The following is a 22,076-nucleotide window of genomic DNA, read 5'->3' on the forward strand; positions in this document are numbered from 1 at the left end:
GTTTCGTCCAGCATTCGGACTCACGCTCGGATGGTGGACAGACGATTGCTGCCTCACGCCCCCCTCCAGTCCATATTCGAAAACGGGACGGCGGGGCCTCATTCCCGAACCGACCTGTCCGTAGACTGGGAGGCGCGGCGGCGAAAGGAGCAAGCGTGAGCAGCCAGCATCCGCCCCCAGGGGACGGAAGAGGCCCCGCAGCATCAGACGCAGCGCTCAAGGCGGCGCTCCACCGCGTCTTTGACGGGCAGATCCCCAATTACGGGTCGTACAACCTCGTCTGCGCTGCAGAAGCAGGCGGCATGCTCGACGGCCCATTCACGGGGACGCCGATGCCGCGAGGCGTCGTACTGGGCTACCGGAGGCAGCCCATCGAACTCGTCATCGCGCCGTTCGACCGCCGGACGCTCGAAGCAGTCGGCCGCCCCTGGACCATCGACCTCACGAACCTCGCATATGCTGCCGAGCCAGCACCAGGGGCATTCGACGTAGGGACGAGCACGGGCCGCGAGTTCTCGTTCACCGTCCGGTCCCTGTGTCAGCTCGACAGCCCGGAGCGCACCGCGACACCTCGGACCGTCGAGCAGGAAGACGACGCGGACGACTTCACTGCCTTCATGCGCGAACTCTGCGCGCTCTGAGCACCTCCCGCTCTGGACACATTGCGGGCGCAGGTCTTTGATTGCCCCAGAGGCTCGAATTGCCGACCAGGCGCTTGCCCGCTCGAAGGGCATATCCCAGTTCGGCTGCTCGGGCACGGTGCGGTTCGAGGGAGGTCGGGCATGGATTGGCTCCCCATCATCCTGTCGCTCGCGGCGCTGGCGGGCGTCGCCGGCTGGACGATTTTCCACCGGGACTCCTCCACCGCGGGAAATGGCCGCCACCGCTCGGGTCGCGGCGGGCGCATCGCCTAGCTGCCACGTCCGGGACCAGCACGTCCGAGCTGCCGCGTCCGCGCCGGCACATGCCGGCCTGGCCTGTCTGAACCCGCGCCTCACCACGCCAGAGGCGTTGCATGAGTCAGCCGGTGAAGTCGCGTAGGTTGGCAGAGCAAGTCGACAAGACATGGTCTGCGCGAGACAGGGTCCGCCAGGATCAGGTCCGCAGGAAGGACGTGGAATGACTGCCAGAAAGCTTCTGCTCGCCTCGAGCCTTGCGCTCCTCGCGCTCTCGTCGGGTGCCGCCCTCGCGGGCTGCAGTGCGGCGGGGCCACAGGCTGCGGCGAGCGGTAGCGCCACGACCGGCAGTGCCAGCCCGTCGCCGTCGAGCAGCCCGACGACGACGGCGAGTTCCCCGGCGTCGTCTGCCTCGCCGTCGTCTGCCTCGCCGTCCAGCGTGAGCGTTCCCGTCGTGGCGCCGACCCTGCGTTCGCTTCAGATTGACGGCCCCGGCTACGCAGGCGCCCTCACCCCTGAGGAGACCAAGGCGCGCGACACGATCTATCGGGTACTCCCCGTCCTGATGAACGAGGCTGCACCCAAATACCCCTCGCCGGCAGGTGCGCGCGACGAGCTCCTGTCGCAGGGCCTCATCACCGCCCACATGGCGAGCTCGTTCCCAGCCGACTTCACCCCAGGCCAGAGCGAGGTCCACGCCGCAGGCTTCACGGTCCAGACGACCGGAATGGAGTGCACCCTGCACACGAGTGCCGGGTCTGCCCTGCAGACGGGGCACGTCTTCTGCTACTTGAGCCGTCAGTACATGGGCCCCGACGGCGCACCCGTGACGGACAGCCGCTGGACGACACCCGGGCAGCCCGAGGCCATCGACCCGAACGAGCTCGCGAATGCAAGCGTCACGATGGCCAACGAGGGCGGCACTTGGAAGGTCGACGCGGTGCAGTTCGGGGCGTAAGCGCCCTGCGCTCCGCCCGCCGCCAGTGTCCGGCGGCGAGGCGACCCTGCAGTTCATCGCCGGCCACAAGGGCGTGCTCCCGCACTGGACGGGCTGGCTCGGGATCGTCACCGGCGGCCTGGGGCCTTGCGCTTGTCGATCATCCAATCCCCTGGCGCGGTTCGGTTTCCCTCCCGAGGGCCGGGTGTCTGTCTCCGCTGCGTCTGCGGGTAGCATCGCGGAGTGGAAATGGAAGGCCAAGGACCGGGCGGCCCAGCCGAGAAGGCGCCCAGTGCGTCTGAGAGGATCGTTGCCGCGGCCTACGAGCTGTTCGCCCGGCGGGGTATCCGCGACGTCGGGATCGATCAGCTGATCCGGGCCTCGGGGGTGGCCAAGGCCACCTTCTACCGGCACTTCCGCTCCAAGGACGAGGTGGTCCTCGCCTACCTGGACCGGTGGTACCGGGAACGGAGCGAGGCGATAGACGCCGCCGTCGCCCGCAACGCCGACCAGGACGACGCCCTGCTTGCCGTCTTCGATGTCTTCGACGTCTGGTTCCTCCTGGGGAGGGCCCAAGTCATGACCTTCGTGCAGGTGATGATGGAGATGGGTCCCGAGCACCTGCTCGGCAGGGCAAGCATCCGATACATGGAGAGGACGCGGGAGCAGCTCGCCCGGATCGCCTCAGCGGCAGGGCTGGAGGACCCTGAGGGCTTCGCCTGGTCCATGCACATCCTCATCAAGGGAGCGGTCGTCGCCGCTGCGGAAGGCGACCCCTACGCTGCTACACATGCAAGGACGATGGCCGCCCTCCTCATGGACGACCACACCCGCTTCTGAGAGGCGCCGAGGAGAGGACCAGCGTCGCAGCCCGGACGGCCGCCCCGCTTCTACGGATTCGAACACGACCTCCCGCACGGAAGGACCGATTGATGCAGAAACGCACTATCCCAGGCACCGCTGTCGCCCTGACGACCCTCGGGTTCGGGGGTGCGCCGATCGGCAACCTGTACCAGGAGATCAGTGATGCGGACGCAATAGGTGCCATCGAGGCCGCGTGGGAACATGGCATCCGGTACTTCGACACCGCACCCCACTATGGGCTCGGCCTGTCGGAGCGGCGGATCGGCGAAGCCCTCCGGGGCCAGCCCCGCGCCGACTACGTCCTCTCGACGAAGGTCGGCAGGCTCATTCGCCCCAACCCGAGCCCCGGGGGCAGGGACACCGAGGGATTCGATGTCAGCGATGAGCTGATGCGAGTGCGCGACTACTCACGCGACGGCGTGCTGCGCTCGATCGAGGAGAGCCTCGCCCGCCTGGGCACGGACCGCCTCGACATCGTCTACATCCACGACCCGGACGACTACTGGGCCGAGGCCCTCGAGGGCGCCGTCCCGGCCCTGTCCCAGCTGCGGGACGAAGGCGTCATCGGCGCGTACGGGGCTGGCATGAACCAGTCCGAGATGCTGCACCGGTTCGTGACTGAGACCGACGTCGACGTCGTCATGCTCGCCGGCCGCTACACGCTCCTCGAACAGGGGGCCCGGCAGGACCTCCTGCCCGCCTGCGCCCGTCGCGGGATCGGCGTCGTCAACGTCGGAGTCTTCAACAGCGGGCTCCTCTCCACGGACAGGCCGGCGCCCGGCGCAACATTCAACTACGCCCCAGCCCCGGCGGAACTCCTCGAGCGCGCCAACCTGCTGGCCGATATCTGCGAACGGCACGGCACAAGTCTGCCGGCGGCGGCCCTGGCCTTCCCATTCCGGGAGCCGTTAGTGATCTCTGTGGCGGTGGGAATGCGCACAGCTGCCGAAGTGGGGCGGAACGTCGCACTGGCCTCCCGCGAGGTCCCGCAGGCCCTCTGGGACGAGCTGGAGGAACAGGGCCTGATCGACACCGCCCCCGCCCCCGCCCCCGCCCCGGCAGGGTCCCCCGTCGAAGGAGTCGACCGATGAAATTCATCCGGATCGGCCAAGTGCCCAGCGAGCATCCCGTCATCCTCCACGACAGGGATGGGGAAGGAGAGCAGCAATGGCAGCCGAGTTTGACGGTCTGAGGGCCATCGTGACGGGCGGCGCTTCGGGGATCGGTGCGGCGACCGCGTCGTACCTCATGGAGCGCGGCTGTGCAGTTGCGGTGCTGGACCTGGCTCCCGCCTCCGCACCGGAGGGGTCGGTCCCGATCACGTGCGACGTCGGGGATACCGCCTCCGTCGAGGCAGCGGTCGACGAGGCAGTCCGCGCCTTGGGGGGCGTCGACATCGTGGTGAACAACGCCGGCATAGGCGCCCAAGGCACCGTCGAAGACAACGACGACGACGAGTGGCGGCGGGTGTTCGAGGTGAACGTCCTCGGCATCGTCCGCGTGTCCCGGGCCGCGCTGCCGCACCTGAGGAAGTCCGATCACGCCGCCATCGTCAACACCTCCTCGATCGCGGCCACGGCGGGCCTGCCCCAGCGCGCCCTCTATTCGGCGAGCAAGGGCGCCGCCTATTCGCTGACCCTGGCAATGGCGGCCGATCACGTCCGGGAAGGCATCCGGGTGAACTGCGTCAGTCCCGGCACAGCCGACACCCCATGGGTTGCCCGCCTGCTGGACAAGGCCCCTGACCCCGCGGCCGAGCGGGCGGCGCTCAACGCCCGGCAGCCGCATGGACGGCTCGTTTCCGCCCAGGAGGTCGCCGCGGCGATCGCCTACCTCGCCAGCCCGATCAACGGCTCTACCACCGGGACCTCCCTGCCCGTCGACGGCGGAATGAACAGCCTCCGCCTTCGCCCCACCTAGGCCGGTGAGCTAGAGGACACGAAACCCGGACGTCATGAGAGCCTCGAACCAGCTCGCCGCCCTGCGGCCTCCGGTCGCGGCTGCCCATTTCTCCCAAATTGGGGACCTTGGACTCTTCGCGGTCCCGATGAGGTGGCGCAAGGTCTTCCCGAGTGCTGAGTCGCTGGACCGCGTCTTCAGCAGCGCCGGGACCGAGGAGGGGCCATGAAGAAGATCATCGTGTGCTGCGACGGGACGTGGGATCGGCCGAATCAGTCGACGGACGGTCACGCGTGTCCCTCGAATGTGGAGAAGCTGTACCGTGCATTGGCCCCGGTAGACCAAGCGGGGGTGAAACAGCTTGCCTTCTATGTGGAAGGTGTCGGGGTGGGGACATGGGACCGCTTTTCAGGTGGGGCCTTCGGTGTGGGGCTGGCCCACAACGTCCGCACCGCTTACAAGGACATCGCCGAGAATTATGAGCCGGGCGATGAGATCTTCCTGGTCGGCTTCAGCCGCGGCGCATTCACGGCCCGCAGCACGGCTGGCTTCATCAGGGACTGCGGACTGCTGCGCCCCGAGAATATGAAAATGCTGGATGAGGCCTATGGCTTCTACCGGGATCGGAGCGACGATACGAACCCGCGCAGCGAGGCAGCGCAGAACTTCCGGGCGAAGTATGCGATCGAGGCCGAACCACACATCCGGTGCATCGCGGTCTGGGACACGGTCGGCGCCCTCGGCATCCCCCTAAACGGCCTGCGCTGGGTCAACGTGCTCAACAGGCCCTGGCAGTTCCACGACACGAAGCTCTCCACCAAGGTCGACTTCGCCTTCCAGGCCCTCGCCATCGACGAGAAGCGCAACTCCTTCGAGCCCACTCTGTGGCAGCAGCAGGAAGACGCAGACGGACAGCATCTGGAGCAGGTCTGGTTTGCCGGGACCCACGCCGATGTCGGAGGCGGCAACGAGGACGCGTCGCTGGCTGACGTCCCGCTCATGTGGATCGTCGAACGGCTCGAATCTCTTTGCGGGGTCGCCTTCAAGCCTGACGGCTTCCCCTCAAAGCCACCGGCCCAGTACCTGACGCGCCCCAACCCGCTCGCTCAGCTCACCGAGTCCCGGACCGGCTTCTGGCGCCTGCTGCCTCCATATCTGAGGCCGCTTCGGGGAGGCGACCACGAGTGGATCGCCTCCACCGCCAAGCGCCGGTACGAGCGGGACGACAACTACAGCCCGGCGAACCTGATCCCCCACATCGACGACCCGAACGCCTTCGTCCAAATCGGGCCGTTCCACAGCGGCACGACGACCACGGTGACGGCCCCGGTCACCCAACTTCCCTTCGATCCCGCTCAGGTCGACAAGGAGTTGAGCGGCCCCATCACCGATCAGGGCAAAGTGGAGGCCAGCGGCGACGGCGATGCACCCTTGGTTCCTCCATCTACCGACGCGGATGAGACAGAGCCCGAGGCAGACGACGGGACGCCCCGGCAAAAGTGAACCCGGGTCCTCGGGGCGTCGGTGCGATGCGGGTCCCGGGCTCGCCCTTGTCTTCGAAGACGGTGATAACGATGTCTTCGAGGACGGTGATAACGATGTCGAGCCGCTCTAGCGGGAACGCCGAAAGCGGGTGAATTTGGGGGTTGCAACACCGTCAGGACACGAAAAAACCCCTTCCCGATCCGCGTTTTCCGCAGGTCAGGAAGGGGTTGCTGTGCGCCCCCCGGGACTCGAACCCGGAACCCATTGATTAAGAGTCAATTGCTCTGCCAGTTGAGCTAGAGGCGCAGTTTTCGTCAGCGGGATCTTCGCATGCTCAGGATGGTCTCATGACCTTCTTGGCACCTCGCGGCGTCCCCCGCAACGACATGAGACTTTACACGGTTCGCGGCCCAGAGTGAAATCCGGAACCAGCACGTCGCACGTGTCGTCAGTCACGCCCCAACGTCCGCCTGGAGCAAGCGGCCGATCACGCGGCTACGCTTTCGGCATGAGCACTCCCCTACCCTCACAGCGGCTCGCCCCGGGCGATGTCGCCCCCGACTTCGCGTTGCCCGATTCCAATGGCGGCACCACATCCCTCGCGGATCTCCGCGGGGGCAAGACCGTCCTCTACTTCTATCCTCAAGCTGCGACACCGGCATGCACTCAGCAGGCATGTGATTTCCGCGACAGCCTTGCTTCTCTGGGAAGGGCGGGCTACTCGGTCGTCGGGATCTCGCCCGATCCGGCTTCCGCCGTCGTGAAGTTCGCGGAGGCTCAGCATCTCGGCTTCACCCTCTTGGCCGACGAGGGGCATAAAGTCGCGGAAAGCTACGGCACGTGGGGCGAGAAGAAGAACTACGGACGGACCTATGAGGGCCTCATCCGCAGCACGTTTGTCCTCGACGAAGACGGGCGGATCCAACTCGCCCAGTACAACGTGCGGGCCAAGGGACACGTCGCGAAACTCCGGCGCGACCTCGGTCTGGAATGAGCTGGGTGCTGCCTGAACAGGTTCCCTGAGGACGCCCGCTAGACTGGCTGACGGTCCCGCCCAGTTCTGTGCGGGCTCTGCGCGAGTGGTGGAATTGGCAGACACGCAGGATTTAGGTTCCTGTGTCTTCGGACGTGAGGGTTCAAGTCCCTCCTCGCGCACCACCTCCGGCATGAGCACGAGCCCGGCCGCGCGGGTCGAGACCTGGGTACGGGCGCCGGGCATGTGCGGCGGGAAAGGCGTAGGGAGTGGCGCGAGGCATCAGGCGCAGGGATCTGCTTCAAGCGGCGGCAGTAACAGCACTACTGGCAGGTTGCACCCCTTCACCGCAGCCCAAACCGACTACAACGGCGAGCGCCGCGTCAGCACCGAACCAAAGCTTCACGTTCGGAACGCCGGCCTCCCCCATCGGCCTTGACCCCGCGCTCACTGCGGACATCGAGTCGTGGCGCGTTACTCGCCAAGTCCTCGAAGGCCTCCTCACAACGGACCCGGAGACCGGGGCACCGGCACCCGCGCTCGCCACGCAGTGGACCCAGAGCTCGGATCTGCTCTCCTACACATTCACCCTGCGCCAAGGCGTGAGGTTCCACGACGGAACCCCGTTCACCGCAGCCGCCGTCAAAGCCAATTTCGACCGCTGGTTCAACTTCTCCCCCGCGCTGCGCGCGACCCGAGGGGTCCTTCCCTTCACGGCCACATTCCAAGCCCACTCGGACGCGCCACAGCTTTCGCTCTACAAGGGCTGCACGGTCCTCAGCGACTACAAAGTGCGCCTGGACCTCACATCTCCGCTCACCGGACTGCTCCAAGCCCTCACAGCTCCCGCGTTCGCGATTTCCTCCCCTACCGCGCTCAAGGCTGGCTCTGCCGACGTCGAAGACCAGCCCTCGTCCGGGACGAAGATCTCACGCTACGCCCAGCACCCCGTGGGCACGGGCCCGTTCCGCTTCAAAGAATGGACCTCGGACCGAGTACTGCTCGAGGCGTCGCCGGACTATTGGGGAACCCGAGGGCAGATCGCTCAGCTCGCTCTCGTTGTGTACGACCAAGCCCAGAACCGGCTTGAAGCGCTCGTCGAGGGCACCATCGACGGCTACGACGCGGTGACTCTGGACAATATCGAGACCCTCGTCCGCAAGGGCCTTCAAATAGTCCGACGCGACCCGTTCTCGGTCATGTACCTCGGCATGAACCAGACCGTGCCGATCCTCCAGAACGACAACGTGCGGCTCGCGATCGCCTCGGCGATCAACAAGAGCGCCTTGATCACCCCGTTCTTCCTCGAGGACACGAAGCCCGCAGCTCAATTCCTCCCGCCCAAGCTCAACGGCTTCAACCAGGCGGGTGGCTTCCCGTCCTTCGACCCGGAGAAGTCCAAGCGGCTCATCGCTCAGTCCGGCTACGGGGGCGAGCCGCTCAAGTTCTACTATCCGCTCGACATCACTCACCTGTACCTGCCCTCGCCTGAGAAGGTCTATGCGGAGCTGAGCGCGCAGCTCACCCTTGTGGGGCTCAACATCCAACCGGTCCCGATCGCGTGGACCGACGGCTATCTGGAGAAGGTCACCACCTCGGGCGACCACGCGTTCCACCTCTTGGGCCGATACGGAACCTACGCGGATCCCGACGACTTCCTGGCCCCGCTCTTCGGCTCCAAGAACGGCGAGTTCGGGTTCTTCGACGCCCAGCTCTTCACCAAGCTCGGACGAGCCCGCGGCCTGCCTGACGGCAACGATCGGACGCAGGCCTACCAGAACATCAACTCCCAGCTTGCGAGCACTGCTCCCGCGATCCCCATCGCCTTCCCGATCTCGGCCGTCGCACTCTCGAATCGCGTGGACACGTATCCGACGTCACCAGTGCTCAACGAGACGTTCAACCATGTCGTCCTCACCTCGTAGGCCTCGGGCCACCGGTCCGGCGGAGAATTCGCCGCACCGAAAAAAATGAGCGTGAACCCCTTGACGCACAGGCACGCGAGGATTTAGAGAACCGCCCCACCGGGGGATATTCTGCCTGTGGTCCATACGCGCAGGGAGAGTCAGTGACCTTCATATCCACCACTCGGTCCGCCGACGTCGTCTTGATCGGCGGGGGCATCATGAGCGCGACCCTCGGGGCGTTCATCAAGAAACTTGAACCAGCCTGGAACGTGGTGCTCTTCGAGCGCCTCCCGGCCGGTGGGCTCGAGAGCTCGGGTCCATGGAACAACGCAGGCACGGGCCATGCCGCCTACTGCGAACTCAATTACACGCCTCAGGCCAAGGACGGCTCCGTCAGCCCCGCGAAGGCGCTGGGCATCAACGAGGGCTTCCAGCTCTCGCGCCAGTTCTGGTCTCATCTGGTCCGCAAGGGCGATATCGGAGACCCGACGCGCTTCATCCACACGGTGCCGCATATGAGCTTCGTCATCGGCGACGCGCATGCGGACTACCTGAAGAAGCGCTACGAGGCCCTTCACCCCAACCCGCTGTTCAGCGAGATGGAGTTCAGCGAGGACCCGGCACAGATCGAGGAATGGGCCCCGCTTGTCATGGAGGGGCGCGGCCCGGGCCGCGTCGCCGCAAACCGCGTCGCCTCCGGCACCGACGTCGACTTCGGAACCCTGAGCCGTGAGCTCGTCGGCTTCCTGGCCGACAACGGCGTCGAGGTCAACTACGGAACGGACGTGACCGACGTCGCACGTTCGCGCGGGGGCTGGGACGTCGCCACGAAGCACACTGCATCCGGCGAGCGTGGCCGCATCCATGCGAAGTTCGTGTTCATCGGCGCCGGCGGTGGCGCCCTCCACCTTCTGCAGGCCTCGGGCATCCAGGAGAGCAAGGGCTACGGTGGATTCCCTGTCTCGGGGAAGTTCTTCCGCTGCACCGACGAATCGATCGCGGAGCGTCACAACGCCAAGGTGTACGGGCAGGCCTCGGTGGGCGCTCCACCGATGTCGGTCCCGCACCTCGACACGCGGTACGTCGAGGGGAAGCGCTCGCTTCTCTTCGGCCCGTACGCGGGCTTCTCGACGAACTTCCTCAAGAACGGCTCACTCCTCGATCTGCCCCTCTCGATCCGGCTCGGGAACATCGTGCCCATGCTCGCGGTCGCGAAAGACAACATGGATCTCACGGCGTACCTCGTGAAGGAAGTAGCGAAGAGCCGTGGCGCGAAGGTCGAAGCGCTGCGCGAGTACTTCCCGCTGGCAGACGGCGATAATTGGGAGCTCATCACAGCGGGGCAGCGAGTTCAAATCATCAAGAAGGACCCGCAGAAGGGTGGTGTCCTGCAGTTCGGCACTGAGGTGATCACCTCACGTGATGGGTCGATCGGCGCCCTGCTCGGCGCCTCCCCCGGCGCTTCGACCGCCGTTCCGATTATGCTCGAACTCATGCGGCGCTGCTTCCCGAAGAAGTACCGTGGCTGGGAGGACAAGCTCCGTGAGATGATGCCGGGCTACGGCGTCAAACTCAACGAGAATCCCGACCTGCTCGCCGAGGTAACGGCCAATACGGCCGACGCCCTCCAGCTGGCGGCCACCGCCCAGTAGCGCAAAGGCATCTGGCGGCCCGCACCGTACAACGGTGCGGGCCGCCGTCGTTCGACGGGAGACCACCCCATGTTCCGGCTCGCGAGCCTCTCTATGGCCAACAAGGCGCTCATCGCGCTCATCACGGTCTTCGCCGCCGTCTTCGGCGTCATCACCGTGGGCACGCTCAAGCAGGAGCTCATCCCGTCGATTGAGTTCCCGCAGCTCACGGTTGTGACGTCGATGCCCGGCGCCTCTCCCGACGTCGTCGACAAGCAGGTGGGGCAGCCGCTCGAGAAGTCGCTCCAAGCCGTCGAGGGCCTCGAGAGCAGCGCTTCGACATCGCGCACGGGAGTCTCGACGATCCTGCTCTCCTTCGCGTATGGAACCGACCTCGACCGAGCGCGCAACCAGATCGACCGCGCGATCTCTAACGCGAAGTCGGAGCTCCCCTCGGACGTCTCGCCCAACACGCTCGCCGGGAGCATCACGGATTTTCCCATCGTCTTCCTCGCTGCTTCCTCCGATCGTCCCCTGAGCGACCTTCAGAATGAGCTCACCCAGCAGGTGGTCCCGGCTCTGTCGAAGATCGACGGCGTGCGCAGCGTCGACATCACAGGCGCGGCCACACAGCACATCCAGATCCAACCGGACCCCGCAGCGCTTGCCTCGCGCGGCGTGGACGTCGCGGCGATCAAGAACGCCCTCCAGAACAACGGCTCGCTGGTCCCCGTGGGAACCGTGACGGAGCAGGGACGCACGCTCTCGCTGCAGGCTGGCAGCCCGATCGACTCGACGGACGCCATCAAAGGTCTCCCGCTCGCGGGGGCGACCCAGCCGACCACCATCGGGCAGGTCGCGAGCGTGGCCGTCCAGAACGATGCTGCGACCTCGATCACGCGCACCGACGGGAAGCCAACGCTCGCGGTGTCGGTCACGAAGAAGCCTGATGGCGACACCGTCGCAATCTCACATGCCGTCCGGAACGCGGTCCCGGGCCTCCAGTCCGCGCTGGGGTCCAACGCCAAGCTCACAACCGTCTTCGACCAGGCGCCGTTCATCGAAAAGTCCATCCAAGACCTCACGACCGAGGGCCTCCTGGGACTCGGCTTCGCGGTCCTCGTGATCCTCGTGTTCCTGCTCTCGGTCCGCTCGACCCTTGTGACGGCAGTCTCGATTCCGCTCTCGCTCCTGATCACCTTCATCGGACTCTTCGCGGCCCACTATTCGCTCAACATCCTTACGCTCGGCGCGCTCACCATAGCGATCGGGCGCGTCGTCGACGACTCGATCGTCGTCATCGAGAACATCAAACGTCACCTGAGCTATGGCGAGGAGAAGACGACGGCGATCCTCGCCGCCGTGCGCGAGGTTGCCGGAGCGGTCACCGCATCCACCCTCACGACCGTCGCCGTATTCCTCCCGATCGCGTTCGTCGGCGATCTCGCGGGCGAACTGTTCCGCCCGTTCGCGCTCACGGTCACGATCGCGCTCCTCGCATCCCTCGCGGTTGCACTCACGATCGTGCCTGTCCTCGCCTACTGGTTCCTCGGGCGCAAGAGCTTCCCTGCCGTGGACCCTGCCGAGGTCGAGGCGCTCGCGCACGAGAAGGAGAAACGCAGCCTCATCCAACGGGGCTACCTGCCGATCCTGCGCACAACCCAGCGGCACCCGGTGTGGACGCTCGTTGCGGGCGCCGTCGTCCTCGTTGGAACCTTCGCGATGACGCCTCTCCTCCCCACGAACCTGCTGAGCAATTCGGGCGAGAACAGCTTCACCGTGAACCAGACGATGCCGCCGGGCACGAGCCTCGACGCCACAAGCGCCGCCGCTGGGAAGGTGGAGGACGTGCTCCGCCACACCGACGGAGTGCAGACGGTTCAGGTCACGATCGGCAACTCGACGACGGGGTTCAGCGCCTTCCTCTCCTCCGGAGCCTCGAGTGCGGCGTTCACGGTCATCACCGACGAGAACGCCGACCAATTGGCGCTGCAACAGCGCGTACGCACCGAACTCAGCGGCCTCCAGGGAGTTGGCAAAGTGAACCTGAGCCAGCAGCAGGGCGGCTTCGGCACCGCTTCCACGGTCGATGTCACGGTCAAGGCGCCGGACTCAGCATCGCTGGCAAAGGCCAACGACGCCGTCCTCGGCGCGCTCCAGGGCGTTCCGGGGGCGACGGAGGTGACGAGCAATCTCGCCGCGGCGCAGCCGGTCGTCCAAGTCAAGGTGGACCGTGCCAAGGCCACTGTGGCCGGGCTCAATGAGCAGCAGGTTGGGGCGCTGCTCGCGGCGACGGCGAGCCCAATTCCAGCAGGTACTGTGCGGATCGACACGACCGACTACCCAGTGCTCATCGGAAAGGGCACGCAGTTCTCAAGCGTCGATGCCGTCCGATCACTCCCCCTTCCGGGCGCGCATGGCCTCACTTTGGGTTCGATTGCAAGCGTGGAGACGGTGAACGTACCGGTCACGGTGACGAGCACCTCCGGTCAACGCACGGCGACGGTCTCGGTCACCCCCGGGAATGCGAATCTCGGCACCGTGAGCGGCGAGGTGCAGAAGCGCGTGAACGGTCTGGCACTTGAGGCCGGAGCGACAGCGTCGGTGGGCGGAGCGGCAAGCCAGCAGGCTGACTCGTTCCGCCAGCTCGGCCTCGCTCTTCTCGCCGCGATCGCGATCGTGTATGTCGTCATGGTGGCTGCTTTCAAGAGCCTCCTCCAGCCACTCGTGCTGCTCGTTTCCATCCCGTTTGCCGCGACCGGAGCCATCCTGCTCCTCCTCGCAACCGGCATTCCGCTCGGACTTCCGGCCCTCATCGGGCTCCTCATGCTGGTGGGCATTGTCGTGACGAACGCGATCGTCCTCATCGACCTGATCAACCAATACCGCAGGCCGCGCCCGGACCGTCCGGCCCTCGCCCTCGAGGACGCGATCGAGCACGGCGCCCGCCAGAGACTCCGGCCGATCCTCATGACGGCGCTCGCCACGATCTTCGCGCTCACCCCCATGGCGTTCGGCCTCACTGGGGGCGGCGGGTTCATCTCGCAGCCGCTCGCCGTCGTCGTCATCGGCGGGCTCGTCTCGTCTACGGCCCTCACGCTTGTTCTCGTGCCAGTCCTGTATCGGCTCGTGGAGGGACGCCTCGAGCGGCGTCGGCTCCTTCGTGAACTCGCCGAGCCCCTCGTTCTGGAGGGCTGAACCCGCCGGGAACAATCCCTGACCGCCTTCGGTTCAAGGTAGATGCAAATGCATGTATCCTGATGGAACACGAGGAAAGAGGTCATTATGCAGTTCGGAATCTTCAGCGTCGGCGACGTCACGCTCGACCCGACGAACGGCCGGATGCCGACCGAAGCCGAGCGCATCAAGGCGATAGTCCAGATCGCCCGGCACGCCGAGGAAGTCGGGCTCGACGTCTTTGCGACCGGAGAGCACCACAACCCGCCGTTCTACCCGAGCTCGCCCACCACCCTGCTCGGCTACATCGGCGCGCAGACCGAGCACCTCATCCTCTCCACGACCACGACGCTCATCACGACGAACGATCCGGTCAAGATCGCCGAAGACTTCTCGATGCTCCAGCACCTCGTCGACGGCCGAACCGACCTCGTGCTCGGCCGCGGCAACACCGCCCCGGTATACCCGTGGTTCGGAAAGAACCCCCACGACGCGCTCGAACTCACGATCGAGAACTATGCACTCCTCCGGCGCCTGTGGGACGAGGACGTTGTGGACTGGTCAGGGAAGTTCCGCACCCCGCTCCACAACTTCACCGCCACACCGCGACCGCTCGACGGCGTCGCCCCGTTCGTATGGCACGGTTCCATCCGCACCCCGCAGATTGCCGAACTCGCGGCCTACTACGGCGACGGATTCTTCGCTAACAACATCTTCTGGCCGAAGGAGCACTACATTCGGCTCATCAACCTCTACCGCGAGCGCTTCGAGCACTACGGCCACGGCAAGGCCCACCAGGCCGTCGTCGGCCTTGGCGGCCAGTTCTTCATGCGGCGCAACTCACAGGACGCCGTGCGGGAATTCCGCCCGTACTTCGACAACGCGCCGGTCTACGGCCACGGTCCGTCGCTCGAGGACTTCACTTCCCAGACACCCCTTACGGTGGGAAGCCCAGCCGAGTTCGTCGAGAAGACCCTCGCCTTCAGGGACTACTTCGGCGACTACCAGCGCCAGCTTTTCCTCGTCGACCATGCCGGCCTGCCCCTCAAGACAGTCCTCGAGCAGCTCGACCTCTTGGGCGAGGTGCTCCCCGAGCTCAAGGCCGGATTCGAAGCCGGCCGTCCCGCCGACGTCCCCGAGGGACCGACGCACGCCGCGCTGGTCGCCCGCCGGGACGGATCCGCTGCTGCCGCCCAGGCGGAGGCCGAAGGGGCGGAGGTCGCGAAATGAATCCTCCGGCTGGAGGGGCCGCCACGCCCACGCCCTCGGTCCGCGAGACGGCCGAAGCATGGGAGTCCCTCTTCCGGGCGCAGGTCGCGGTGATGCGACGCCTCCAAGCCGACCCAGCCTTCCGGGGCCTGGGCATCAAGGAGTATGACGTCCTCTTCACGCTGAGCGGCTGCCCGCAGGGAGGCCTGCGTCTCAACGAGCTCAACGAGCATGTCCTGCTCGCCCAGTCGAGCCTCAGCCGGCTTGTCGAGCGGCTCGAGCGCAAGGGGCTCGTGACGCGCCGCGCCGCCCCCGACGACGCCCGCGGCATTCTCATCACGCTGACCGAGGCCGGCCGCGAGACCCAGCGACGGATCGGACGCGGGCACGTGCGCGAGATCAGCCGCCTGTTCGGCGGGGCGCTCGACGCCGATGAGCTCGCCGAGCTGACGCGGCTCACCGCAAAGCTCCGGGAGCATGTGGTCGAGACGCACCCCCTGTGAGCTGCCCGCCCCGGGCGGCGCGCCGTCGTCGTCCATTGGTCACCTCCCACGCGCCCACTAGCGGAACGTGACCAACAAACGCTCGCGCACTAGCGGAACGTGACCAACGAACGCTCGGACGAGGGTCAGCCGACGACGGCGAGTGCTTCCGGATCGTCGTCGGGGAGCGTTTCGTCACAGTCGGCAGCGACTGCGAGCCGACGGAGGACGAGGCTCCCTCCGACGGTCGAGAGGAAGGCCGTGTCCGAGGAGTCGCGCCCTGCCGTGATCCGGAGCATCCCGTAACGCGACGCGAGGCCGGTCGGATCGATGACATGCCAGGCGCCGTCGACGTATGCCTCCGCGACGGCATGGAAGTCCATAGGCCGCAGCCCGGGGGCGTAGACCGCCGTCAGCCGGGCCGGGACATCTTTGGCGCGCAGGAGCGCAATCGCGAGGTGGGCATAGTCCCGGCAGACGCCGCGGCGATGCAGCAGGGTCTCGACCGCACCGTCGGTCCCACGGGACGAACCGGCAACGTAGGAGAGCTGCTCGTGAACCCACTTGCGTACCGCAACGACGAGCGGGGAACCGGCCATCCCCCCGAACTGTCCGTAGGACGTCGGAAGAAGCCGGTCGCTCTCTGCGTACCGGCTCGGCCGCACGTAGCGGATGAGCTCCATCTCGTCCACCGTTTCGGGGACGGCGCGCCCACGCACGCTCGCCGTGTACTCGACCTCCACGTCAGAGGGATAGTCGAACTCGAGCACCTGGAAGCGGCCTCCGTGCCCGTCCACGAGCTCGCGCCACGGGACGGGCTGGCCGTCGGAGGTCACGGTGAGCTGCTCGTCGAAGGACGTGTACCCGGGATTCTTCGCGACGGCGACGGCCATGGCCACCTTCGTCTGGGCCACGGTGGTGAACGAGAGACGGGCGCTGACAGTACGCAGCATGGTGCTCCAGAGGCTAGGAGTCGAACGGCCTAGGAGGTCTTCGTGAACTTGAGCGACATGATCATCCGCTGCGCATCGGCGAAGTCTCCCGACGTCTGGACGTAATCCGACGCCTGAGCAAGGTTATCGAATGCCTGCAGCGGGGCAACCTCGGCTTCGGGGGCGAGAGGCGCGAGTTCTGTGACATCCGAGAAGGCGTATCCGCCGGAGCCCGTCGGTCCCGGCACGATGTTGAGGAGGCGGCACGCCTTCCCATCCTGGGCCGAGGTTGTGACACCGACGAGCCCGAACGAGCCGAAGTACTTGTATCCCTGGATGACGCGGAAGACGAAGCGGGGCGTCAGCGCCGCGGGGCCATCCTTGAACGGAAGATTGACCGGGACGCTGTTGAGCACCGTGTAGGGCTTGGCCTGGCTCGCATCGCACGGCTGCGAGGCAGGCATCGGCAGCCCGGTCTGGAGCGCGGCGACGAAAGTTCCGTCGGCCTTCTTGACGTCATAGTGCACTGCGGACGCCGCAGAACCCGGAGCGAGCGGAGCGGACTGCACGATCCACTGCGCGGGCAGCTCGAAGCTGATCGTCTTCCCCGGGTCGGTGAAAGTCTTCCAATCGGTCGACGTCGCGCCGGCCGACGGTGTCCCGCTCGTCGAGGCAGTCGCCTTGGGAGTCGGAGAGGCGCTAACCGAGGACGCCTGCGGGCCCACTGGTGTCCACTGAGGCGCACCCTGAGTGCCGCCGCACCCAGCAAGGACAAGGGTGCCAAGGGCTGCGCCGAGAACCATCACGACGTGGCGAACCGCGACCATGGAGCCAGACTAGCGAACGGCAGCGGCGGTACTCTGGCGCCATGCTGGAGCACGACGAACACGGCCTCGCGATCCCCGCCCATGAACTCGCGATCCCCGCCCATGAAATCGCGGACTGGCGACTCCGCGTGTTCGATCTCTATCGGCGCGTCCGCGCAGCCGAGAGCCCACGCGCTGGGCACGAACTGTGGTGCCGCGAGCGGGACCTGCTTTTCGGCACTCACCCCGCCTCCGCCGTCGTCGGTGCAGAGCGCACAGCCTTTCGCGGGCTGCGAACGGCTCCCTACGACGCCGGCTACCGCTTCGAGCTGCCCCTCCTCCCAGAGGGTGTGGGCCAGGAGAGGTCGGTCCAAACCGGCACGGACGGGGTGGTGCCGTTCGTGCGGCTCGGCACGTTCGACGTACCCGGCCTCGGCCCGCTCGCGGCGTGGCGCCACGCGGGCTATGGCGGCGGCGTCTTCGTGCCATTCCGAGACAGCACCGCGGGCCGAGAGGGTGGGACCTATGGTGCGGGGCGGTATCTTCTCGACACGATCAAGGGCGCCTACCTGGGTGCCCGCGCGGACGACGACGGCGTACCCGTCTACGTGCTCGACTTCAACTTCGCCTACAACCCCTCGTGCGCCTACAACGAAGCATGGGCCTGCCCGCTCCCCGGGCCGGAGAATCGCCTAGCGATTGATGTTCCCGTTGGCGAGCTGTATCCCGCACTCTGAGGGGCACGCGCCCGGTTGACACCGCTCTGTGAGAAGCGTCATACTCGTGGGGTGAACCTGTCAGACAGCCGTACAGCTAGACAGCCAGAGGTGATGTCCGCCGAGGTCATCCGCCGCCCTCTGGCCCGTCTGAGCGCCGCGGAAGCGGTTCTGGCAGAACTGCGTGGAGAGATCGAATCGGGACGTGTCCCCGTCGGCTCGAAACTCCCCGCTGAGGCTGCTCTGGCCGGGCGCTACGGCGTGAGCCGCTCGGTGGTCCGGGAAGCGCTCCGATCATGCGCCGCACTAGGGCTCACCGAAACCCACACCGGGAAGGGAACGTTCGTCGTCTCGAACCGCGCCTCAGGCGATCTCGTGCTCGGGCGCTACTCCGCGCGCGACCTCACCGAAGCCCGTCCCCACATCGAGGTTCCTGCGGCTGGGCTCGCCGCTGCTCGGCGCAGCGAGGAGGACCTTGCAACCCTCAAGGGGATCGTGGCCGACATGGCCGTCGAGGACGACCCTGCGGCCTGGGTCGCGCTCGACGCCACCTTCCACTGCCTGATCGCCCGGGCGAGCGGCAACAAGGTGTTCGAAAGCGTCGTCGTCGACCTGCGCGAGGCGCTCGCAAACCAATCTGAAACCCTCAACCTCGTCGCCGACCGCCAGCGCGCCTCGGACGTCGAGCACGCCCGGATCGTCGCAGCGATCGAGGCCGGCTCCGCCGGACTCGCGAGCGAAGCCATGGCGGAGCACCTCGCAGCCGTCAACGAAGCTGTCGGGTCATTGGGGACTCCGGGCCCCTGACCGGCCTCGGCCGCCCTGACCGGCCTCGACCCATCTGCCGAGCTCAACCACCCACTATCGCGTCCCAGAGAGCCATGCCTTCCATCACTGATCATTCCCCGTTCGTCACCCCGGCAGGCCGTGCCCTCATGCTTCCGGGACTCCCCGCCCACGTCCCACTCGCCGTACAGATCCGTGGCGAGCTCGTCGAAGGCGTCCACTACGGAAGCGTGGCAGCCACCGGCGCAGACGGGGGCCTTCTGTGGGAAGCGGGTGATTCGAGCGTTCCCTTCTACCCACGGTCCACGCTCAAGCCGCTCCAGGCCGTCGCCCTCGTGCGCGCGGGCCTCAGCCTTCCGGACGAGCTCCTTGCCCTCGCGGCCGCGAGCCACAGCGGCGGCAAGGCACATCGCGAAGGTGCGCTGCGGATCCTCACTCTCCACGGCCTAGGCATCTCAGCGCTAGAGAACACCGTGGACCTCCCCTATGGCGTACGGGAGCGCGAGCAGTGGCTCCACGACGGCGGCAGCGCCGACCACCTGTGCCAGAACTGCTCGGGCAAGCATGCCGCGATGGCGGGTGTCTGCGCCCTCAACGGGTGGCCCGTCGCGGGGTACCTGAATCCGGATCATCCGCTCCAACAGCTCGTCGCTGCGACGATCGCCGAGCTGACTGGCGAAGAGCCCGCTGGCTGGAGCACCGACGGATGCGGCACGCCTCTTCCGGCGCTCAGTCTCGCTGGCATTGCCCGCGCCTACGGCCGCCTCGCGCAGGCTGCGGCCGAAGCGCAGACCCGCGACGGCGGGCACACAGGCGAGGCGCACGACGGCGGGCACACAGGCGGGGCGCACGACGGCGGGTCTGTCGCCGTGAGCGCGGAAGCCGCCGTCGCACGCGCCATGACGGCCCACCCTGAGATGGTCGCGGGCGAGGGCCGCGACGTGACCCTCCTCATGCGGCGCCTGCCGGGAGCCGTTGCGAAGGACGGCTTCGAGGGCGTCCAGCTCGTCGGACTCCCGGACGGTCGCGCGATCGCTGTGAAGATCTCCGACGGCGGCGACCGCGCTCGCATGCCCGTAGCGGTGCGCGCCCTTGCCGCGCTCGGCATTTCCGAGGCCGCACCTGACGGTCCCCTCGCCGATCTCGCCGCTTCGACCGTCCTGGGCGGCGGCCGGCCCGTCGGCCTCCTCGCCGCACTTGACGACGCGTTCCCAGCCTGACCTGATCAGGCCGCCACAACGACCCTGCCGACCCGAACCGCGCCCAACCGAACTGCGCCCCACCGAACTCCGCCCAACCGAACCGCGCCCCACCGAACTCCGCCCCACCGAACTGCGCCCAAAACAGGACGAAAGGCTCCACCCATGAACCGTGCCGAGATGCTCGATGAAGAGACGCTCGACGGGGAAACCTCCCTCCCCTCCACACGCAACGACCCCTCCCCACGCATCGACCACGATCTCCTCGGCGACCGGGAAATCCCCGCTGACGCGTACTGGGGCGTCCACACTCTCCGCGCGGTCGAAAACTTCCCGATCACGGGACAGCCGCTTTCGACCAACCCCCACCTTGTGCGAGGGCTCGCGGCAGTCAAGCTCGCGGCCGCCCGGGCGAACCAGGAACTCGGCCTCCTCGACACGGAGCGCGGGAGCGCCATCGAGAAGGCCTGCCTCGAAATCCTCAGCGGACAGCTCGCCGACCAGTTCGTCGTCGACGTCATTCAGGGCGGCGCCGGGACCTCGTCGAATATGAACGCGAACGAGGTCATCGCCAACCGCGCGCTCGAGCTGCTCGGACATGCAAAGGGCGACTACGCAGCGCTTCACCCGAACGACCACGTCAACCTGAGCCAGTCGACCAATGACGTCTACCCCACTGCCGTGCGTGTCGCGACGGTCTACGGCATCGAGGGCCTCCTCAAAGCACTCACCTCGCTCGAAGACGCCTTCGCGGACAAGGCCACCGAGTTCCGGACCGTCGTCAAGATGGGGCGCACCCAGCTTCAGGATGCCGTGCCCATGACCCTTGGCCAGGAATTCGGAACCTATGCGGTGACCATAGGAGAAGACCGGGAGAGGCTGCGCGAGGCTTCGCGGCTCGTGCACGAGATCAACCTCGGCGCCACAGCGATCGGCACGGGCCTCAACGCTCCCGCTGGCTATGCCGAAGCAGCCTGCCGCCACCTCGGCGAGGCAACAGGCCTGCCGCTCGTGACCGCCGTCGACCTCATCGAGGCAACGCAGGACATGGGTGCCTTCGTGCACCTCTCCGGTGTCCTCAAGCGCGTAGCCGTCAAGCTCTCGAAGATCTGCAACGACCTCCGCCTGCTCTCGTCGGGACCCCGTGCGGGTCTCGCAGAGATCGTCCTGCCCGCTGTGCAGTCCGGCTCCTCGATCATGCCCGGCAAGATCAACCCGGTCATCCCCGAGGTAGTAAGCCAAGTCGCGTACGAGGTGATCGGAAATGACGTGACGATCACGATGGCTGCGGAGGCGGGGCAGCTCCAGCTCAACGCGTTCGAACCGGTCATCGTGCACAGCCTCCAAAAGAGCATCGCGCACCTCGAAGCCGCGTGCTACACGCTCACCGAGCGCTGCGTCCGTGGGATCACGGCCAATGCGGACCGGCTGCGCGCGAGCGTTGAGCACTCCATCGGTCTCGTGACCGCGCTCAACCCGTACCTCGGCTACGCGGCCGCCACCTCAATCGCGCAGGAGGCGCTGGCGACGGGGCGAGGAGTGGCTGAACTAGTGCTCGAACGCGGCCTCCTCACCGCCGAGCGTCTCGAGGAACTCCTGCGCCCCGAACGCCTCGCAAATCTGACTCTCTGAGCATCTCCGCCCTCTAAAGCTTCTTCACCACCGTGGGCTTCCTCACGCTCGCGCTCCCTCTCTGACTGAACACCATCTCCCACCCATTCCCAACCAACGAAAGGACGCCGATGTCCTCCACCGACCCCGCCCAGACGGGCCAGCAACGCTTTGACCACGTTGAAGATGGCGGCCATGCGCATTCGACGGATCATGTGATCCATGCCGAGGACGCCGGCTACCACAAGGGCCTCAAGGCCCGCCAGATCCAGATGATCGCGATCGGCGGGGCCATCGGCACCGGCCTGTTCCTGGGCGCCGGCGGCCGCCTGGCCGCCGCCGGGCCCTCCCTGGTCCTCTCCTACGCGATCTGCGGCTTCTTCGTCTTCCTGATCCTGCGCGCCCTGGGCGAACTCGTCCTGCACCGGCCCTCCTCCGGGTCCTTCGTCTCCTACGCCCGCGAGTTCTTCGGCGAGAAGGCAGCCTACGTCTCCGGCTGGTTCTACTGGATCAACTGGGCCATGACCACCATCGTGGACACCACCGCCGCCGCCCTCTACATGCAC

The 22,076-nt window shown here is 66.8% G+C and carries 20 protein-coding genes and 2 tRNA genes; 19 read left to right on the forward strand and 3 right to left on the reverse strand.

What is annotated here, in order from left to right:
• Positions 1-155: 155 nt before the first annotated feature.
• The 7 genes from LK10_RS21085 (at position 156) to LK10_RS20140 (ending at position 6,099) form a co-directional block, all read left to right on the forward strand.
• Positions 156-641, forward strand: a complete 486-nt coding sequence (locus LK10_RS21085) for a hypothetical protein (RefSeq protein ID WP_052207623.1) — start codon at positions 156-158, stop codon at positions 639-641.
• 141 nt (positions 642-782) lie between these two features.
• Positions 783-914 (forward strand): hypothetical protein, encoded by a 132-nt coding sequence (locus LK10_RS22905; protein WP_269429540.1) that lies wholly within the window; start codon positions 783-785, stop codon positions 912-914.
• Positions 915-1,119: 205 nt separating this feature from the next.
• Complete coding sequence (locus tag LK10_RS20120; protein ID WP_043127936.1) at positions 1,120-1,854, forward strand: hypothetical protein; 735 nt, start codon at positions 1,120-1,122, stop codon at positions 1,852-1,854.
• A gap of 228 nt (positions 1,855-2,082) precedes the next feature.
• Positions 2,083-2,673: a TetR/AcrR family transcriptional regulator gene (locus LK10_RS20125; RefSeq protein ID WP_052207624.1), complete on the forward strand. Its 591-nt coding sequence runs from the start codon at positions 2,083-2,085 to the stop codon at positions 2,671-2,673.
• A 92-nt stretch (positions 2,674-2,765) separates the two neighbouring features.
• Positions 2,766-3,788, forward strand: coding sequence for an aldo/keto reductase (locus LK10_RS20130; RefSeq protein ID WP_052207625.1), 1,023 nt, complete (start codon positions 2,766-2,768; stop codon positions 3,786-3,788).
• Positions 3,789-3,864: 76 nt separating this feature from the next.
• Positions 3,865-4,617 carry an SDR family NAD(P)-dependent oxidoreductase gene (locus LK10_RS20135; RefSeq protein WP_043127939.1) on the forward strand — a complete coding sequence of 251 codons (753 nt, stop codon included), beginning with the start codon at positions 3,865-3,867 and terminating at the stop codon, positions 4,615-4,617.
• A gap of 204 nt (positions 4,618-4,821) precedes the next feature.
• The gene (locus LK10_RS20140; RefSeq protein ID WP_081998716.1) at positions 4,822-6,099 is read left to right on the forward strand and encodes a DUF2235 domain-containing protein; all 1,278 of its coding nucleotides are present in this window, start codon (positions 4,822-4,824) and stop codon (positions 6,097-6,099) included.
• A 215-nt stretch (positions 6,100-6,314) separates the two neighbouring features.
• On the opposite strand, the gene LK10_RS20145 is transcribed toward LK10_RS20140, so the two are convergent.
• Positions 6,315-6,387, reverse strand: a tRNA-Lys gene (locus LK10_RS20145).
• 202 nt (positions 6,388-6,589) lie between these two features.
• Between LK10_RS20145 and bcp the strand changes: the two genes are divergently transcribed.
• From bcp to LK10_RS20180, 7 genes are all read left to right on the forward strand, one after another.
• Positions 6,590-7,075 carry a thioredoxin-dependent thiol peroxidase gene (bcp, locus tag LK10_RS20150; protein ID WP_043127942.1) on the forward strand — a complete coding sequence of 162 codons (486 nt, stop codon included), beginning with the start codon at positions 6,590-6,592 and terminating at the stop codon, positions 7,073-7,075.
• A gap of 79 nt (positions 7,076-7,154) precedes the next feature.
• Positions 7,155-7,239, forward strand: a tRNA-Leu gene (locus LK10_RS20155).
• An 84-nt stretch (positions 7,240-7,323) separates the two neighbouring features.
• Positions 7,324-8,979, forward strand: a complete 1,656-nt coding sequence (locus LK10_RS20160; RefSeq protein WP_231567860.1) for an ABC transporter substrate-binding protein — start codon at positions 7,324-7,326, stop codon at positions 8,977-8,979.
• Positions 8,980-9,122: 143 nt separating this feature from the next.
• On the forward strand, positions 9,123-10,613 hold the full coding sequence (locus LK10_RS20165) for a malate:quinone oxidoreductase (RefSeq protein ID WP_043127945.1): 1,491 nt from the start codon (positions 9,123-9,125) through the stop codon (positions 10,611-10,613).
• Positions 10,614-10,682: 69 nt separating this feature from the next.
• Entirely contained in the window at positions 10,683-13,790 is a 3,108-nt protein-coding gene (locus LK10_RS20170) for an efflux RND transporter permease subunit (RefSeq protein WP_081998717.1), read from the forward strand.
• An 87-nt stretch (positions 13,791-13,877) separates the two neighbouring features.
• Positions 13,878-14,999 (forward strand): LLM class flavin-dependent oxidoreductase, encoded by a 1,122-nt coding sequence (locus LK10_RS20175; protein WP_043127948.1) that lies wholly within the window; start codon positions 13,878-13,880, stop codon positions 14,997-14,999.
• Positions 14,996-15,481 (forward strand): MarR family winged helix-turn-helix transcriptional regulator, encoded by a 486-nt coding sequence (locus LK10_RS20180; RefSeq protein ID WP_043127951.1) that lies wholly within the window; start codon positions 14,996-14,998, stop codon positions 15,479-15,481. Before LK10_RS20175 ends, LK10_RS20180 begins: the two co-directional genes overlap by 4 nt.
• 125 nt (positions 15,482-15,606) lie before the next feature.
• Here LK10_RS20180 and LK10_RS20185 read toward each other — a convergent pair whose 3' ends face one another.
• Together LK10_RS20185 and LK10_RS20190 are read right to left on the reverse strand one after the other, a co-directional pair.
• On the reverse strand, positions 15,607-16,413 hold the full coding sequence (locus LK10_RS20185; protein WP_043127954.1) for a transglutaminase-like domain-containing protein: 807 nt from the start codon (positions 16,411-16,413) through the stop codon (positions 15,607-15,609).
• A 29-nt stretch (positions 16,414-16,442) separates the two neighbouring features.
• Positions 16,443-17,219, reverse strand: coding sequence for a hypothetical protein (locus LK10_RS20190; protein ID WP_081998718.1), 777 nt, complete (start codon positions 17,217-17,219; stop codon positions 16,443-16,445).
• 41 nt (positions 17,220-17,260) lie between these two features.
• On the opposite strand from LK10_RS20190, the gene LK10_RS20195 reads away from it, so the two are divergent.
• From LK10_RS20195 to LK10_RS20215, 5 genes are all read left to right on the forward strand, one after another.
• On the forward strand, positions 17,261-17,935 hold the full coding sequence (locus LK10_RS20195) for a DUF1684 domain-containing protein (protein WP_043127957.1): 675 nt from the start codon (positions 17,261-17,263) through the stop codon (positions 17,933-17,935).
• Between the two features lie 51 nt (positions 17,936-17,986).
• Entirely contained in the window at positions 17,987-18,721 is a 735-nt protein-coding gene (locus tag LK10_RS20200) for a FadR/GntR family transcriptional regulator (RefSeq protein ID WP_043127961.1), read from the forward strand.
• A 74-nt stretch (positions 18,722-18,795) separates the two neighbouring features.
• Complete coding sequence (locus LK10_RS20205; RefSeq protein WP_043127964.1) at positions 18,796-19,920, forward strand: asparaginase; 1,125 nt, start codon at positions 18,796-18,798, stop codon at positions 19,918-19,920.
• 159 nt (positions 19,921-20,079) lie between these two features.
• Positions 20,080-21,531 carry an aspartate ammonia-lyase gene (aspA, locus tag LK10_RS20210; protein WP_081998723.1) on the forward strand — a complete coding sequence of 484 codons (1,452 nt, stop codon included), beginning with the start codon at positions 20,080-20,082 and terminating at the stop codon, positions 21,529-21,531.
• Between the two features lie 110 nt (positions 21,532-21,641).
• Positions 21,642-22,076, forward strand: a 435-nt coding sequence (locus LK10_RS20215) for an amino acid permease (RefSeq protein ID WP_043127966.1), incomplete at its 3' end; no start/stop codon positions are given.

This window comes from Sinomonas humi, from assembly GCF_000802235.1.
In the GTDB taxonomy this organism is placed as follows: domain Bacteria; phylum Actinomycetota; class Actinomycetes; order Actinomycetales; family Micrococcaceae; genus Sinomonas; species Sinomonas humi.